The 16,030-nt window shown below is 69.8% G+C and carries 16 protein-coding genes and 1 riboswitch; of the genes, 6 read left to right on the plus strand and 10 right to left on the minus strand.

The window, feature by feature from the left end; translation table 11 throughout:
- Positions 1-26: 26 nt before the first annotated feature.
- Both L942_RS08055 and L942_RS08060 read right to left on the minus strand, forming a co-directional pair.
- Positions 27-446 (minus strand): hypothetical protein, encoded by a 420-nt coding sequence (locus tag L942_RS08055; protein WP_037357083.1) that lies wholly within the window; start codon positions 444-446, stop codon positions 27-29.
- Positions 447-721: 275 nt separating this feature from the next.
- Positions 722-1,147 carry a pyridoxamine 5'-phosphate oxidase family protein gene (locus L942_RS08060; protein ID WP_037357084.1) on the minus strand — a complete coding sequence of 142 codons (426 nt, stop codon included), beginning with the start codon at positions 1,145-1,147 and terminating at the stop codon, positions 722-724.
- A 95-nt stretch (positions 1,148-1,242) separates the two neighbouring features.
- Here L942_RS08060 and L942_RS08065 point away from each other — a divergent pair, with 95 nt between their 5' ends.
- On the plus strand, positions 1,243-2,115 hold the full coding sequence (locus tag L942_RS08065) for a TIGR03621 family F420-dependent LLM class oxidoreductase (protein WP_037357086.1): 873 nt from the start codon (positions 1,243-1,245) through the stop codon (positions 2,113-2,115).
- Here L942_RS08065 and L942_RS08070 read toward each other — a convergent pair.
- Positions 2,051-2,728, minus strand: a complete 678-nt coding sequence (locus L942_RS08070) for a TetR/AcrR family transcriptional regulator (protein WP_037357088.1) — start codon at positions 2,726-2,728, stop codon at positions 2,051-2,053. The two genes, L942_RS08065 and L942_RS08070, sit on opposite strands and share 65 nt — an antisense overlap.
- A gap of 110 nt (positions 2,729-2,838) precedes the next feature.
- On the opposite strand from L942_RS08070, the gene L942_RS08075 reads away from it, so the two are divergent.
- Complete coding sequence (locus L942_RS08075; protein WP_037357090.1) at positions 2,839-3,684, plus strand: esterase/lipase family protein; 846 nt, start codon at positions 2,839-2,841, stop codon at positions 3,682-3,684.
- A 50-nt stretch (positions 3,685-3,734) separates the two neighbouring features.
- Here L942_RS08075 and L942_RS08080 read toward each other — a convergent pair whose 3' ends face one another.
- Together L942_RS08080 and L942_RS08085 are read right to left on the minus strand one after the other, a co-directional pair.
- Complete coding sequence (locus tag L942_RS08080; protein WP_037357092.1) at positions 3,735-4,379, minus strand: NAD(P)-dependent oxidoreductase; 645 nt, start codon at positions 4,377-4,379, stop codon at positions 3,735-3,737.
- A 102-nt stretch (positions 4,380-4,481) separates the two neighbouring features.
- The gene (locus tag L942_RS08085) at positions 4,482-5,627 is read right to left on the minus strand and encodes a hypothetical protein (protein ID WP_081654980.1); all 1,146 of its coding nucleotides are present in this window, start codon (positions 5,625-5,627) and stop codon (positions 4,482-4,484) included.
- Between the two features lie 295 nt (positions 5,628-5,922).
- Here L942_RS08085 and L942_RS08090 point away from each other — a divergent pair, with 295 nt between their 5' ends.
- The 3 genes from L942_RS08090 (at position 5,923) to L942_RS08100 (ending at position 7,724) form a co-directional block, all read left to right on the plus strand.
- Positions 5,923-6,522 carry a 50S ribosomal protein L25/general stress protein Ctc gene (locus tag L942_RS08090; RefSeq protein WP_037357094.1) on the plus strand — a complete coding sequence of 200 codons (600 nt, stop codon included), beginning with the start codon at positions 5,923-5,925 and terminating at the stop codon, positions 6,520-6,522.
- A 10-nt stretch (positions 6,523-6,532) separates the two neighbouring features.
- Positions 6,533-7,126 carry an aminoacyl-tRNA hydrolase gene (pth, locus tag L942_RS08095; protein ID WP_037357096.1) on the plus strand — a complete coding sequence of 198 codons (594 nt, stop codon included), beginning with the start codon at positions 6,533-6,535 and terminating at the stop codon, positions 7,124-7,126.
- A 229-nt stretch (positions 7,127-7,355) separates the two neighbouring features.
- The gene (locus L942_RS08100; RefSeq protein WP_037357098.1) at positions 7,356-7,724 is read left to right on the plus strand and encodes a DivIVA domain-containing protein; all 369 of its coding nucleotides are present in this window, start codon (positions 7,356-7,358) and stop codon (positions 7,722-7,724) included.
- 200 nt (positions 7,725-7,924) lie between these two features.
- Here the strand turns inward: L942_RS08100 and L942_RS08105 are convergent, their stop codons facing one another.
- From L942_RS08105 to L942_RS08115, 3 genes are all read right to left on the minus strand, one after another.
- Entirely contained in the window at positions 7,925-9,613 is a 1,689-nt protein-coding gene (locus tag L942_RS08105; protein ID WP_037357099.1) for a fatty acyl-AMP ligase, read from the minus strand.
- 141 nt (positions 9,614-9,754) lie between these two features.
- Positions 9,755-11,524: an ABC-F family ATP-binding cassette domain-containing protein gene (locus L942_RS08110; protein ID WP_037357101.1), complete on the minus strand. Its 1,770-nt coding sequence runs from the start codon at positions 11,522-11,524 to the stop codon at positions 9,755-9,757.
- A 29-nt stretch (positions 11,525-11,553) separates the two neighbouring features.
- The gene (locus tag L942_RS08115; RefSeq protein ID WP_037357102.1) at positions 11,554-12,522 is read right to left on the minus strand and encodes a 4-(cytidine 5'-diphospho)-2-C-methyl-D-erythritol kinase; all 969 of its coding nucleotides are present in this window, start codon (positions 12,520-12,522) and stop codon (positions 11,554-11,556) included.
- Positions 12,523-12,643: 121 nt separating this feature from the next.
- Between L942_RS08115 and L942_RS08120 the strand changes: the two genes are divergently transcribed.
- A complete protein-coding gene (locus L942_RS08120; RefSeq protein WP_037357103.1) occupies positions 12,644-13,117 on the plus strand; it encodes a hypothetical protein in 474 nt (157 codons plus the stop codon).
- Between the two features lie 109 nt (positions 13,118-13,226).
- Here L942_RS08120 and L942_RS08125 read toward each other — a convergent pair whose 3' ends face one another.
- Together L942_RS08125 and rsmA are read right to left on the minus strand one after the other, a co-directional pair.
- Positions 13,227-14,240, minus strand: coding sequence for a methionine ABC transporter ATP-binding protein (locus L942_RS08125; RefSeq protein WP_037357104.1), 1,014 nt, complete (start codon positions 14,238-14,240; stop codon positions 13,227-13,229).
- Between the two features lie 215 nt (positions 14,241-14,455).
- Positions 14,456-14,546: riboswitch (SAM riboswitch) on the minus strand.
- A 553-nt stretch (positions 14,547-15,099) separates the two neighbouring features.
- Positions 15,100-15,942, minus strand: a complete 843-nt coding sequence (gene rsmA / locus L942_RS08130; protein WP_037357105.1) for a 16S rRNA (adenine(1518)-N(6)/adenine(1519)-N(6))-dimethyltransferase RsmA — start codon at positions 15,940-15,942, stop codon at positions 15,100-15,102.
- Between the last annotated feature and the right edge of the window lie 88 nt (positions 15,943-16,030).

Raw genomic sequence — 16,030 nt, forward strand, 5'->3', positions numbered from 1 at the left:
GACTGCTTCCGCCTGATTGGAGCGTGTCACCCGGGCCCTTGGCGGAAACGCCAGGGGCCCGGTGTCATGTCGAGGCCCAGCGCGGTATCGACGCACGGTGCGGTGTCGGGGCCCGGTGCGGTGTCAGGGCCCAGTGCTGTGCCGAGGCCCAGTGCCATGACGACGCCCAGCGCGGTGCCAACACCTGGTGCGGTCTCGACGCCCAGTGCTGTGACGAGGACCGGCGCCGCGTCGACGCCCAGTGCGATGACGAGGCCCAGCGCGGTGCCGACACCCAGCGCGGCGCTGACGCCCGGTGCCATGACGGGGCCGAGCGCGGTACCGACGCCAGGTGCGGTGTCGAGGCCCGGGGCCATGACGAGACCCAGCGCGCTGTCGACGCCCGGCGCCGTGCCGACACCCGAGGCCGTCCCGAGCCCGGCACCATTCCAGTCAACCGAGAGCAACGCGCGAACGCCGCGGTACGTTCGGGCCCGGCGGGTCGGCCAAGCCCAGGAAGTCGCGCCGATTCCGGCCGCGACACCTCATTTCAGCGGCACCCCCGAGGACCTGACCAAGCCTTCCTCGACGACACCACAAATGCTCCAAACACCACCTCCTGCCTAATCGCCACATCGCTCAACACCGTCGCTGCGGGCGCCGACCACCGCGCCAGGCCCAGCCACCTCCGGCACACCACCGCGCCAACGGCTCACCCGTGCCAGTCACCCAGCACGCTTCCTCACACCGCGCCCATATCCGAGGACAACCACCTCTCCGGCCGCATGTGGATCGCCATGTGCGGCCCGAGCTGCGTCCGCTCGAACTCCACATACCCCGCCACCTCGTCGGCAGGCAGGTATCGCGAAGCCATCTCCCACGTCAGCTCGTCACTGCCCGGCCGGGTCCGCACCACCGGCCCCTCCACGGACACATACCGCACCGTCGGCTCGACCCGTTGCACCATCAGGCTGAACCGCCCAGCCGCCTCGATCGCCTTCGCCTTGCGCGATTCCGGCGGGGTGCTCACCCACAGCTCGCCGCCCGGCGTGTACTGGTACCAGATCGGCACCGTGAGCGGCGCGCGGTCCGGGCGCTCGACCACCGAGAGCGCGCCGATGTGCGGTTCGGCCAGAAACTGTTCCCGTTCTTCCTTCGACAACACCATGCCCCCGAAGCTAACGACGGGGTACGACAAAACCGGGTTCCGCCGGGGGCGAAAACTGGTGCGTCACCCGTCCGGGACTGGCTAGCGTCCAAGCCATGGGGAACTTCGAATTCGGCGTCAGCCTGCGGCTCGCCGCCAATGGCACTGAGTGGACCGAAAAATGCCGTCGGGCCGAGGAGCTCGGATACGATCACCTGACTGTGCCGGACCACCTCGGGCCGGAGCGGCTGTCGCCGTTTCCCGCGCTCACGGCCGCCGCGGCGGTGACCGAGCGAGTGCGGGTCGGCACGTTGGTGTCCAATGTGCCCTTCTACAACCTGGCGCTCTTCGCCCGCGATGTCGCGACTACCAACAAACTCACTGGAGGCCGCTTCGAACTCGGCCTCGGCTCGGGCCACATGAAGCACGAGTTCGACGACGCCGGCCTGCCGTGGCGCAAAGCCGCCGACCGGATCGCCTACCTCGCTGAAGGCCTCGACGAATTACGTACGCGGCTCAAGGACGAAGGCGGCCTGCCGAAGCTGCTGATCGCGGGCAACAGCGACGGCGTGCTGAAGCTCGCCGCGGAACAGGCGGACATCGTCGGCTTCGCCGGTCTTCGCCAGGACCGCGACCGTCCGCCAGGCACGTTCGTGCTCGACAACGACGCGGCGATGGACGAGCGCGTCGCGTATTTCCGTTCCCTGGCTGGGGATCGCGAGATCGCGTACAACATGCTGATCCAGCGCGTCGTGGTCGCCGACAACCGTCGTCAGGCGGCCGAGGAATGGCACGCCGAGACCGAGGAACGCAGCGCGGCGAACGTCGATGAGCTGCTGCGCGCACCGCAACTGCTGTTCGGCACAGTGGACGAAATGGTGCAGCAGCTGATCGCGCAGCGCGAGCGGTACGGCTTCTCCTACTTCACCGTTTTCGAGGGGATGATGGAGACTTTCGCTCCGGTGGTGGCTGAACTGCGGGGTCGCTAGCCGCCGCCTGCACCTTCGCGACGGCGTCCCCGGCGATGAGCGTGAGCACTCGGCCGAGAAGGCCGTCTGGCACCGCTTCGTCGTCGATGTCGGCTTCCACGGCCAGACCGTTGCTCAACGCGAGCAGCACGACGGCGAATTCCTCGGCGGGCAAAGGAAGTTCGAGGTCCAATCCCTCGGCGAGCCGGTTCAAGGCCCGCGCGATCGTGTCGCGAACTTCCCGGCGGCGTCGGCGCAGTGCGTCGCGCCGCCGGTCGTCGTGGTGTGCCATCGCGAAAAATTCGGCCAGCAGCCGGTGCCACACCGCGTCGGCGCGCATTTCGTACCTCAGCACCGCGGCGACGTTCGCCAGCCCAGCCCCGCCGTCGTCCGCTTCGGCGAAACTCGCCAAGCTCGCCTCGAGCCGGTGCGCGGCGTGCTCTTCCATCAACGCCAGCACCAGCTCGTCTTTCGACGCGAAGCTCGAGTAGACCGCGCCTTTCGTCAACCCGGCCGCCGCGGCCACCTCGGTCAGTTTCGTCGCGGCGATGCCCTGTTCCCCGAACACCGCGAAGGCCGCGTCGAGGATGCGCCGCCGGGTCTCCGCCCGCGTCGGCCGCGTCCGGCCGGTCATCGGCTGCTCCCTCGTCCGGGGGTTGACACGGCGTCAGCCCGCTCAATACCTTCAGGTATCCAATACCCACGGGTATCCACTGTCAAGGACGACAGGGAAGGACCGCTCCGATGAGGTTGCGCATCGTCCTGGCCGCCGCGGCATTGCTGACCGCCGCGTTCGCCGCCCCCGCAGCAGCCGCCCCGACCGGCGGCGTCAACGAACCGGCGTGCCGGCCGAGTTCCGCGCATCCGCGTCCGGTGGTGTTCCTGCACGGGCTCGGCGCGACGTCCGACGAGGACTTGAACTACCTGCAGGACCACGTCGCCGCCAAGGGCTACTGCACGTTCAGCCGGACCTACGGCGCTTATCCGCAATTCCCGTTCGTCGGCGGACTGCGCCCGATCGCCGACTCCGCAACGGAAATCAAGCAGTTCATCGGCGAAGTACTGGCGGAAACCGGTGCGGCGCAAGTGGATCTGGTCGGCCACTCCGAGGGCGGCTTCCAGACCCTGTACGTCACGAAAACGCAAGGCATCGCCGACCGGATCGGCTCCGTCGTCGCCATCGCGCCGCCCACGCACGGCACCACCTTCGCCGGCCTGACGAAACTGGCGTATCTCCTGGGAGCGCGCGACGAAGTCGGCAAGGCGCTCACCGCGTTCGGCTGCCCGGCTTGCGACAACCTGATCACCGACGGCAGCGCGGTCCAGACACTCACGAACGGTCCCATCGCGCAGCCGGGTGTGCACTACACCGTGCTCACGTCCCGATTCGACGAACTGGTCACGCCGACCGAAACGTCTTTCGTGCGCGAGCCGGGAGTCACGAACGAATACGTCCAGGACACCTGCCCGTTCGACCCCGTCGGGCACATCGGCGAGGCCTACGACCTCAACGTCTGGAACCTGGTCACCAACGCCCTCGACCCGGCCCACGCCACGAAATTCGCGTGCACCGCCGGATCTCCCGGCTGACCCGCCTGTCACCCGGTGGTGCCGCGAGAGGGCGCCACCGGGTCAAGCGCTCAGTACGCCAGCGTGAACCGGGCGCGCGAGTTCTTCGGCTCCTCGATCTCGTCCAGGAACGCGATCGCCAGGTCCGCGCCGCTGATGTGCGATCGGCCGTCGGCGTCGCTGACCAGCACCTCGCCGCCGAGGCGGAACTTTCCGGTGCGCTCGCCGGGGATCCAGGAACCGAACTCGGCCGCCGGGCTGACGTAGAACCAGTCGACGTCGTCCGGCAGCTCGCGCAGCGCCTCCAGGACCAGGACGTGGCTGCCCGCCTCCGGCTTGTACTCCTCCGGGAACTCCGGAGTGTCGATCAGGCGCGGCCCGTCCTCGCTGACCCGCAGCGAGCCCGCGCCGCCGACGATCGCCAGCCGCGCACCGTTCGCGCGGGCCGCTTCCACCAGCGTCGGCAGCGCGTCCACCAGGCGGCGGCCCTGGTCGTCCGCGCGGCCCGGCGTCGCGACCACGAGCACGTCCGCGCCCTTGGCGACCGACGCGACGAATTCCGCGTCGTGCATCGACCCCGACCGCGCTTCGACCTCCGACGGCAGCCCCTCGGCCTTGCGCGCGACCCCGACCACGGAGTGCCCGCGCCGCAGCGCCTCTTCGGTGATCCGGCCGCCGGCGAATCCCGTCGCGCCGAACACCACCAGCTTGCTCATGTGCCGCTCCTCGAAAAGAAGTCCGTATCGATGCCGCCGATGGTAGGGACGGATCTTCGGCTACTTCAACGGAAGCAACGCACCCCGAGGTGAGCGTGCAGGTCAGCCGCCGAGCGCGGCGAAAGCGGCGGCCAGCTTGGCCTTCACCGCGTTCGCGTCGACCGGCGAACGCACCTCAGCGACCGCCGTCGGCTTGGCCAGCACCTGGTAGCTCGCGGTGCGATTCGGCAGGGTGAATTTGACCGAGCAGGACATCGTGATGGTCGCGTCCGCGGCGGCGTCGCCCTCCGTCGCACAGCTTTGCGAGCCGAGCGTGTCCGCGCTGATCTCCACCGAAAGCTTGATGTGCACGTTCGGTTTCGAACCCGGCTGATTCCCGACCACGCTGTTGGAAACGTCCACTGTGGTCTTGCAGGACCCGACGTAGTCCTGGCAGTCGAGTTTGTCGTTGAGCACCGTCACACTCGCCTGCGCGAGACCGTCGAACGGCTGGCCGAGCGCGTCGACCGCGGCGTCGAAATCGGTGTGGAACTGCTTGATCTCGGCAGCGCCCAGCGGCCGGACCCGGAACGCCGCGCCCAGCTTCGGGCCGCCGCGCGGATCGAGCAGCGCGGGCGCGAATCCGGTGACCCGATGCGGTTCGGCAGTGGTCACCTGCAGCGCGCCGCCGAGGTCGTACACCTCCGTGCCGTCCGGGAGCTTCTGCGTCCGCGGCGCCCCGGAACCGAGTCCGCCGAGCGCCTTGCGCAGTTCGGCGGCGAGCTTCGGCGGAGCCATCCGCGCCGCCGGGTCGACCGGCAGTTCGCTTCCGACGGTGTGCACCCATCCGCTGCCGAACTGGGTGCTGTTCTCCTCCAGCCCGTGCGACTTCCAGTAGTCCGCGTCGGCCGCGAGGTACAACTGCCCGTCCGGTTCGGTGATCCGCACCGGTTTGCCTTCCAGCGGCAGCGTGCCGAAGCCGTTCCCGTCGCGCGCGACGCGGTACGTCAGCGTCGCCGGGTTGCCGGCACCGTCCTTCTGCGTCGCGTCGTATTGCAGCGCCGGTGCTTGCTCCAGCGCCTGCAGCGCGGCGTCGACCGCCGTCTGCTGCTGTGCACGCTGCGTAGCCAGCTGGCGGTCGGCATCGGACAGTCCCGCCGTGCCGGTCACCGCGACCTGGCAGCCCGCGAGAAGCCCACCAAGCAGCACCAGTGCTGTCGCAGTCCATCGAGCCCGCATGTCGGCCGCCCCTCTTTCCGCGGAAATCATGCCACCCTCGTCAGATCGGCGGGCGGGACGGGAATTGTGTCGTCACCCACCCGCCCGGGGGAGGCTGGCCCTACCCGGTGCGCGTCCGCGCGGACCGGCTGGTTTACACTTCTCGGGTTGTCTCGGCGAGGCGGGTGCGCCTGTAGGTGCCCGGCGTGATCGACGCGGCGGCTCGAGAAGCCCCGTGGTCTGCTCACGCCCGCAACCTCGCCGCCGTGCACAACCGCCCCCGAGCAGAGATCGACGATCCCGCCGCCCCCTGCCGCACGTCGTGTGATTGAAGGAGTGCTACACCGTGTCCGAGGTACGTCTTTCCGTCGAACCGCGCACCGAGTTCGGAAAGGGTGCCGCCCGCCGCACCCGTCGCGCCGGCAAAATCCCCGCGGTGCTCTACGGGCACGGCTCGGACCCGCGGCACTTCGCGCTGCCGGCCATCGAGTTCGCCCGCGTCGTCCGCGAGAACGGCTCCAACGCCGTCATCACGCTCGATCTGGAAGGCTCCAGCGAGCTGGCGCTGACCAAGACCATCGTGGTCCACCCGCTCAAGAACTACATCGAGCACGTCGACCTGCTGGTCGTCAAGCGCGGCGAGAAGGTCACCGTCGACGTCCCGATCGTCGTCTCCGGCACCCCCGGCCCGGGCACCCTGGTCGCCCAGGACCTCGACACGATCCAGGTCGAGGTCGAGGCGCTGCACATCCCCGAGCAGTTCGAGGTCTCCGTCGAGGGCATCGAGGCCGGCACCCAGATCACCGCGGGCCAGGTCGCCCTGCCCGCGGGCGCCGAGCTGGTCACCGACGCCGAGGCGCTGGTCGTCGCCGTCAACGAGGCCCCGCGCGGCGCCGCTGACGAAGACGCCGAAGCCGAAGAAGCCGAAGCCGAGGAAGCCGAATAAACTCGCTTCCGTGAGTGAAGACCTGCCCGGGGCCGGCGAGCTGATTCTGCTCGCCGGCCTTGGCAATCCCGGGCCCCAGTACGCCGGGAACCGGCACAACGTCGGGTTCATGGTGCTGGACGAGCTGGCCGGCCGGATCGGCGGGAAGTTCAAGGCCCACCGCAGCGGGGCCGAGGTGCTCGAGGGCAGGCTGGCCGGTGCCCGCGTGGTGCTGGTGAAGCCGCGGTCGTACATGAACCTCTCCGGCGGGCCGGTCGTCGGCGCCGCCCGGTTCTTCAAGGTCCCGCCGTCCGGCGTCGTGGTGGTGCACGACGAGCTGGACGTCGATTTCGGCGCGCTGAAGCTCAAGCTCGGCGGCGGCGACAACGGCCACAACGGACTGCGGTCCATCACCAAATCGCTCGGCACGCGCGACTACTACCGCGTGCGGTTCGGCATCGGGCGGCCGCCGGGACGGCAGGACCCGGCGGATTTCGTGCTGAAGGACTTCTCGACGGTCGAGCGCAAGGAGCTCCCGTTCGAGATCGACCGGTGCGCGGACGCCACCGAGGCGCTGATTTCGCGCGGGCTGGCCGCGGCGCAGAACGCGTTTCACGCCGCTTGACCCGCTTTGCCTGATTTCCCCCGGATGAGGCCTTAACGGCCCATTTCCGCACGTGGTGCCTGTGGGTGAGGCGCAGTGGCGGTGCGTGATGGATTTCTCACTCGATGGGCGGCTTCTGGGGCCCTGATCGAGTCTTCCGGACGGGCGCGGGCTTCCCGGGGTGGCTGGGACCAGTTAGGACGGAGCTCAGGAGTTCGCACCACCCCGACCCTGAATCGGAGAATGATCCATGCCGTTTACCGCCGAGGATCTCGCTGAGGTCGCTTTCGGTAACGCCCCGATCGGCCGCCGCGGCTACGCCAAGCACGAGGTCGACGACTTCGTGCGGCGGATCGCGAAAACGCTCGCCGACGAGGACGATCTCACCGCGGCCGAGGTCCACCACGTGCTGTTCTCCAAGCCGTTGATCGGCAAGCGCGGATACGACGAGCGCGAGGTCGACGAGTTTCTCGACGAGGTGGAGACGCAGCTGGCCGAGAGGTCCGGGAGGAGGGCTCCGATGATTCCGGGGAGCCGGGATCCCGGCGAGGCTGCCGCGGGAGGGACTTCTTGGCCGGTGGTCGCCGAGGCACCGGTGGAGGGGGTGTCGGGGAGGTAATGCCTGTGCCCGACGGCTCGTGCCGGTCGAGGCGTGGGGCACCCCGAAGCTGATTGTGACGACGGTCGGAGGGTGCTTGTCGAGGCGGGAAAGATGCCTTGGCAAGCACCCTCCGACCGCGTTTTCGGCTTCGTATCGGGGGCAGGGCCGGATCTGGCTGCTTGGTCGGCCCGGATGCAGTGGTGCGGTCTTGCCGAGGGTTAGGCTTCCGCGTTTTTCGCGATCTTGTCCGCGTACTGCACTGCGGTCGCTGCGCGCTTGACCTTGCCGGAAGGGGTTTTCGGCAGGCTTCCGGCGGGGAGGACCACGACGGCGAAGGGGCGCATGTCCACTGCGTCTCGGACGCGGGCGGCGATTTCCTTGGCCAGGCGGTTTTCCTCGGCAGCGGCACCGGCCAGTTTGGATTCCACGACCACGGCGAAGCGCTCGCGGCGGCTGCCCGCGTCCAGGCGGACGGCGACCGCGTTGCCTGCCCGGACCCCCTCGACCGAGCCGGCGGCGCGTTCGATGTCGGTCGGGTACAGGTTGCGGCCGCCCATGATGATGACGTCCTTGCGCCGGCCGCAGATCACGATCTGGCCGTCGACCAGGTAGCCCAGGTCTCCGGTCTTCATCCAGCCGTCCGCGTCCTGGGTGTCCAGCGGGCCGTCGACGGTCAGGTAGCCGGGGGTCACGGCCTCGCCGCGCAGCCGGATCTCGCCGACCTGGCGTTCGCCCAGCACGGCGCCGGATTCGTCGACGATGTCTGCTTCCAGACCGTCCAGCGGGCGGCCGAGCAGGGCGAACGAACGCACCTCGTCCGTGCCGCGCCGGGGGTCGCCTTCGGGCACCGGCACCGCGCGGTTCTCGGCCTCCAGGGCGTCCGCTTCGACTACGTCCAGCGTGAGCCCGGTGAACAGCGGCGCGAACGAGACCGCCAGCGTCGCCTCTGCCATGCCGTACGCGGGGAACACGCACTCGGGCGGCATCTTGAACCGCTTCCCGGCGTTCACGAAGGTCTCGACGGCCGTCTCGTCGATCGGCTCCGCGCCGTTGAGCGCGATGCGGAGCTTCGACAGGTCGTAGGCGTTGTCGTCCTCGACCCGCGCCATGCGTTTGCCGACGATGGCGTACGCGAAGTTCGGCGCGGCCGTCGTGGTGCCGCCGTATTTGCTGATCAGCTCCGGCCAGATCAACGGCCCGGTGAGGAATTCGACCGGGGTGATCTTGATCAGTTCGACGCCGAAGGTCATCGGCACGGTCAGGAAGCCGACCATGCCCATGTCGTGGAAGGTCGGCAGCCAGGACACCATCACGTCGCTGTCGAACTCGAACTCCGCGCGGTCGACCATCGCCTTGACGTTGGTGTACAGGTTGCCGTAGGTGATCCGGACGGCCTTCGGCTCCGCGGTGGATCCGCTGGTCAGCTGCAACAGCGCGGTGTCGCTTTCGGCGGTCGGCACGATCTCGGCCAGCGGTTCCGCTCCGGCCAGTTCGGAGATCAGCCGGTAGCTGATGCCCTTGCCTTCGAGCACCGGCGCGAGCTGGTCGAACGGCTCGCCGAGCACGACCAGCTGGGCCCCGATCATCTCGAGCACCTTCACCGTGTCCTCGGCCCATTCGGCGAGGTCGGTGCGCGGCGTCGGCTGGTGCAGCATCGTCACGCTGCCGCCGGTGAGCCACACCGCCTGCACGGTCGGCGCGATGAGCACCGGAGCGGCGGCCAGCACCGCCACCGCGCTTCCCGGCTTCAACCCGCCGCTGACCAGCCCGCCCGCGATCCGGCGCGCTTCGTCGTGCACCTGGGCCCAAGTCCGGCGCACCGGCTCCTTGGGCTCGCCGGTCACCATGCCGCGCCGCTGTCCCCGGTCCGCCGCGTTCCCGACGAGTGTGTCCACAAACCGACTCATGTGCGTCAGATTACTGTCCGGTTTTCCAGGCTCGCCCCGCGGCGGCGTGAACAGCGGATGTCCGGAGCCGGACAGCTTGCGGACGCGCCGGTCAACTCGTGAGTGGCTACGCCGGTTCTAACCGGCGTAGCCGCTCACAAGTCACTCGGCGAGTTCGGACGTCTCCAGCCACTGCGCCTCGACGTCGTCCTTCTCCGCCAGTACGGCCTTCAGCTCGGTGTTCAACTCGATCAGCTTCTCCGGGTCGGTAGCCGCCTCCGCCAGGGCGGCGTGCAGCTTCTCCTCCCGCTTCGCGAGCTGGTCCAGCTTTCGCTCCAAGCGGCCCAATTCCTTTTGCGCCGCACGGGTTTCCGCCGCGCTGCGCTTGGCCTCGGTCTTCTCCGCCGGGGGTGCCTCGCGACGCGGCGCGGTCTCCTTCGCGCGGGCGCGGCGCTGCAGGTACTCCTCGATTCCGCCGGGCAGGTGGGTGACCTTGCCGTCGCCGAGGAGCGCGTACGTGGCGTCGCAGACCCGCTCGACCAGGTACCGGTCGTGCGAGACCACCACCATCGTGCCCGGCCAGCCGTCGAGGAGGTCTTCGAGCTGCTGCAGGGTGTCGATGTCCAGGTCGTTCGTCGGCTCGTCCAGCAGCAGCACGTTCGGCTCGGCCATCAGCAACCGGCACAGCTGCAGCCGGCGGCGTTCGCCGCCGGACAGGTCGCCGACCGGCGTCCACTGCCGAGCCGCGGGGAACCCGAGTTTCTCGCCGAGCTGCGACGCGGTCATCTCCTGCTTGCCGAACACGACGCGGCCCGAGACCTGCTCGATCGCTTGCAGCACGCGAAGATCAGCCGGCAAATCGTCGAGTTCCTGGCGCAGGTGCGCGAGCGCGACCGTCTTGCCTTGCACGCGCCGTCCGGTCGACGATTCGACGTCGCCGCCCAGCAGTTTCAGCAGCGTGGTCTTGCCGGAGCCGTTCACGCCGACGAGACCGATCCGGTCGCCCGGGCCGATCCGCCACGTCACGTGGTCGAGCAGGGTGCGATCGCCGACCGACAGCGACACGTCTTCCAGCTCCAGCACCGTTTTCCCGAGCCGGCGTTTCGCGAACGCCATCAGCTCCACGGAATCGCGCGGCGGCGGCACGTCGGCGATCAGCGCTTCGGCGGCTTCCACGCGGTAGCGCGGCTTCGAGGAACGCGCCTGCGGACCGCGCCGCAGCCACGCCAGTTCCTTGCGCGCCAGGTTCTGCCGCTTCTCCTCCGCGGTCGCGGCGAGGCGGGCCCGCTCGGCACGGGCGAAAATCCAGTCCGCGTAACCGCCTTCGTACTGCTCGACGCGGCCGTTCGCCACCTCCCAGGTGAGGCTCGCGACGGTGTCGAGGAACCACCGGTCGTGCGTCACGACCACGACCGCGACCCGGCGGCCCAGCAGGTGGTCGGCGAGCCAGCGGACGCCTTCGACGTCAAGGTGGTTAGTGGGCTCGTCGAGCACCACCAAGTCCAGTTCGCCGGTCAGCGCGGCGGCCAGCGCGACGCGACGGCGTTCGCCGCCGGACAGATTCGCGGTCGGGGTGTCGAGGCCGATCGCGGTGATACCCAGACCGTCCACAATAGACCGGACGCGCGCGTCGGCGGCCCATTCGTGCTCGGCTCCGTAGCGCTGCAGCACGACATCGCCGACCGTGCTGCCCGCGGGCAGTTCGGTGCGCTGGGTGACGACGGCCATCCGCAGGTCGCGCATCTGGCTCACCCGGCCGGAATCCGGCTCGCTCAGTCCGGAAAGGACTTCGAGCAGCGTGGTCTTGCCGCCGCCGTTGAGCCCGACGACGCCGATGCGCTGCCCCTCGGCGACGCCGAGGGAAACATTGTCCAGCAACGGCTTCACGCCGTAGGACTTGCTCACCGATTCCAGGTTGACCAGGTTGGCCATCCGGATCCTTTCCACTGTGGACTGTTGATTCAGGCGTGCACGCGCGGCGGCGCGTTGCGCGGGGCGTCGTCGCCGCCGACCACGCGCGCGCCGGGCACCGGGCCGTGCGCGACCCGCACCGTCCGGCACACTCCCGCGCCGGACAATTCAGCGGCCACCTCGACCGCGGTTTCCGCGTCGGAGCAGAGGAACGCACAGGTGGGCCCGGAGCCGGACACGCAGCCGGCCAGCGCGCCCGCGTTCACCCCGGCACGCAGCGTGCGGCGCAGGCCGGGCCGCAGCGACACCGCGGCCGCCTGCAAGTCATTGCCGAGCAGCAGGGCGAGTTGGCGAGGATCTCCCGACGCGAGCGCCTCCACGACCGGCGTGTGCGAGCCGATCCGCGGCGGTTTGCCGTCCGCGCGCAGCCGGTCGAGTTCGCCGAAGACCTTGGGCGTGGGCAGGCCTTCCTCGTCGAAGGCCAGTACCCAGTGGAACGTGTGCCGCGCGAGCACCGGCACGAGCTGCTCGCCGCGGCCGGTGCCGAGCGCGGTGCCGCCGTAGAGCGCGAAGGGGACGTCGCTGCCCAGGCGACCGGCGATGGTGGCCAGCTCGTCGCGCGTGACGTCGAGCTTCCACAGCGACGACAGCCCGACCAGCGCCGCCGCCGCGTCCGCGCTCCCGCCCGCCATGCCGCCGGCGACCGGAATGCCCTTGCGCAGCACGATCCGCACTTTCGGCTGGTCCGCGTCCGGCCGTCCGGCGTAGGCGGCCAGCTCGCGGGCCGCGCGCCAGGCGAGGTTCGCGCCGTCGGTGGGCACCGTGCGCTCCCCCTCGCCGTACACCTCGAGCCCGGGCTCGTCGGTGGCCGCGACGGTCACCTCGTCGGTGAGCGAAAGCGCCTGGAAGACGGTGACCAGCTCGTGGAACCCGTCCGGCCGCAGGTCTCCGACGGCCAGGTGCAGGTTGACCTTGGCCGGGACCCGGACGGTGACTGGTGGAGGAACGACGGCGAGCACCCGTCCAGCCTACGTGGCTGTCGCGCGCCAGGGCTCACCAGGAGAAAACGCGGCCGCGGAAGTTCCCCCGGTCGTCGTCCGGGATTGGCCAATCGGGCGAATTTGGAACTACTTTGGAACTATGCGCGCACCGGAGGTCAACCTGTCCGAGCTGTCCCTGCACCCGCGGCGGGTCGTGGAGCAGCTCGAAGGTTCGCCGACCCGTTCGGTCCGGATTCGCCGACGGGAGAAGGACAAAACAGATCTGGTCCTGCTCACCGCCGAGCGCGCCGAGCAGGCGGCGGCCGGGTTTTCGACGACCGTCACGCTTCTCGTGGAACTGTTCCGGCGCAGTGCCGAGACGGCCGCGCTCGCCGCCGAGGCACTTCCCGCTGCGTTCCCATGGGCGCGCTACCTGTCGACGGAAGAGGTGCGCACGTTCGTCGGCGAGCTGGCCGAAACCCTGGAGCGAGCCGAGTCCCTCGGCAGCCCGGCGCCGTTCGCCGCTCTCGTCGCGCGGTGGAAGCAGACCGCCGAGGCACACGCGGATCCGGAGCTGGCGGCGATCTTGCGCCGGAACGACCACAATGGACAAACTTCCGGACGGCCGTCCTAATACTTGGACCGCGTGCCCTGGTTTATCGGGCGGTGCGTCCCGGGAGATGCGGCGAGGGCCGCCCCAACCGAATGGAGCGGCCCTCGAAACCGTTAGGACGAAAAGGAACTCAGGCGGCGACGACGCTCTGCGGTCCGCGAGCCGGCTGGCTCACGTGCGCGCCCCGGTCGGAGATCCAGGACAACGCGGCGTCGGCCCGCTCGCCGCGGACGCCGAGGCGGAACCGGGCGATCGGGGTGTCCCCGATGCGGGTGAGGCCGCCGCCGATGGTGGCCAGCTCCACGTCGAAGCGGCTGGCCGCCTCGGGCAGCAGGGCGCCCACCGACGCGAAACCGATCAGGACGACGTCGACCGCGCGGTCGTACTTCGCGGACTGGGCGCGCGAGGTCTCGATCGAGGGCAGCACCGCCTGCGCGGTCCAGCTGTCCGGCGTCGAGATCAGGTCGAGCACCGTGCCGCGTTCGACGACCGCGCCGTTGTCGAGCACCGCGACGTCGTCGCAGACCCGGCGGACGACGTCCGCGTCCGGCGTAGTGACGACGACCGTCACGCCCAGCTCGGCGCGTGCCCGGTCGAGCACGGCGAGCACCGCGCCGGACTCCTCGGCGGCGATCCCGGCGGTCGGGTCGTCGGCGAGCAGCACGGCCGGCCCGGCGGCGAGCGCCTTGGCGACCGCGACCCGGCGGAGCTGGCCGTCGGTGAGTTCTTCCGGCTTCTGCGCGGCGCGCGCGGTGAGTCCGACGAGGTCGAGCAGCGAGCCGACCCGGCTGCGCCGCTGCGGGCCGTCGACGCCGAGCTGCTCCAGCGGGCTGGCGATGTTGCCGGCGATGGTGCGCTCGGCGATCAGCTCCGGCTTGGTCCCGACGACCCCGAGCTGGCGGCGGATCTCCCGCAGCCGCTTGCCGTCGAGGGTCGCGGTGTTGAGGCCGTCGAGCCGCACGACGCCGCGGTCGGGCCGCTCCTGCAGCGCGATGCAGCGGGCGAGGGTCGACTTGCCGGAACCGGACGGACCCACGATCCCGAACAGCGAACCGGCTTGGACGTCCACGCTCACGTCGCGCAGCGCGGCGACCCGATTTCCGTGGAAGGGAAAGGACTTGGACACGTTTTCGACAGTGATCACGAAAGGGCTCCAGGCAAACGAGGCGCGGCGCCGTTTCCGGGCGCGCCAGGCGTCATCGAATTACCGTCCACTGTGGACGGCGCAAGAAACTGCGGAAAAAACGATCAGGCGATGACCATGGAGCGTCGACACGCACATACCGAGCGGCGACCTTCGTCGACTACGCGCCGGCGGGTCAGCAGGAGCGGGCGGGTGACCCTCTTCATCGAAAACAGCCTCCATCGGTCCTGGCGGTAGCACCTGCCCTGCGGAGGGTGGTTGCTGCGACTTCGGCGAGCCAGGTCTCTCAGTCGCTCGGGATGGACGCTTTTGAGTAAAGCCGATCCCATTGGCTGAACGCAAGCGCGTTGGTGCAGATCACACGTCTGGTGGTGCCCGCATGCCGGGACACCTCGTCCAGAGCCTGAAAGCCCGGAACCTCGGTCGCCGAACAGTGCCTCGACCTGGGAAACGTCTCGGACAAGCGAGCGCGGCGAACTAGTTCGTTCCACTGTGGACGATCAAGGATCTTTGTGGAACAAGAGTTTTCCCGTTGTCAAGGGGAGCGGTTTCGCGGGCCGCGCCGCCCGGCCCGCGGAGCCGCGATCGGGCCGAGATAGGTCATCGAAGCGAAGCACCTCCGGACGGTGTCGCGGAACAATCCGGGACTTGGCGCACCCGGACTCCCCCGAATGCCGAGCCGCTGGTCACAGGTAACCGGCCAGGTCCGCCGCACCCGCGCGATGACCGAGAGTAGCTGCCGGGCGGCGAACGCCCACAATCAGCGACGACTCGGCCTACGCAGCGAAACGAGCGGCGCGCATCCGGAATACCTGCCGCGACGCCGCTGTTGGACGTCGCAAAGCAAGTGCCTTGGGGGTCAGGTGCCAGCAGCAGCGATCCGCGCGAACGCGTGTACGTCCAGTTGTTCCCCGCGGGTCTTCGGGTCGATTCCCGCCTCAGCGAGCAGTTCGCCGGCCCGCTCGGCAGAGCCGGCCCATCCGGCCAGCGCGGCCCGCAAAGTCTTGCGCCGCTGCGAGAACGCCGCGTCGACCACCGCGAACAGCCGTGCGCGATCCACTCCGGAAACCGGGTCGGTCCGGGTCAGCGAGACCAGCGCGGAATCGACGTTCGGCACCGGCCAGAACACCGCGCGCGGCACCGCGGCGACCTTGCGCGCGGGTCCGTACCACGCGAGTTTGACGCTCGGCACGCCGTAGGTGCGGCTGCCTGGCCCGGCGGCCATCCGGTCGGCGACCTCGGTCTGGACCATGACGAGTCCGCTTCGCAGCGACGGCAGCTCGGCCAGCAGGTGCAGCACCACCGGCACCGCGACGTTGTACGGCAGGTTCGCCACGATCGACACCGGCTCAGCCGGGAGATCGGCCGCCCGCACCCGCAGCGCGTCGGCGCCGACGACGGTCAGCCGGTCCGCTGCCTCCGGCGCGCGCTCGGCGACCGTGCGCGGCAGGCGGGCGGCCAGCACCGGGTCGATCTCCACCGCGACGACCTGAGCGCCCGCGGCGAGCAGGCCCAGCGTCAGCGACCCGAGACCGGGCCCGACCTCCAGCACGACATCCCCTGGCTGTACGCCGCCGAGTTCGACGATGCGGCGGACCGTGTTGGGGTCGTGCACGAAGTTCTGGCCGAGCTTCTTCGTGGGCCGGACGTCGAGTTCGTCGGCCAGCCCGCGGATTTCGGCGGGCCCCAGCAGTTCCACCACCGGACGAGCCTACCGAGCGCCGTGCGCGACGCGACAACGCGGCGGACAAAAACAGGCGGCCGGGAGCGTGTTGCTCCCGGCCGCCTGC

Source organism: Amycolatopsis orientalis DSM 43388 (assembly GCF_000411975.1).
GTDB lineage: Bacteria > Actinomycetota > Actinomycetes > Mycobacteriales > Pseudonocardiaceae > Amycolatopsis > Amycolatopsis orientalis_D.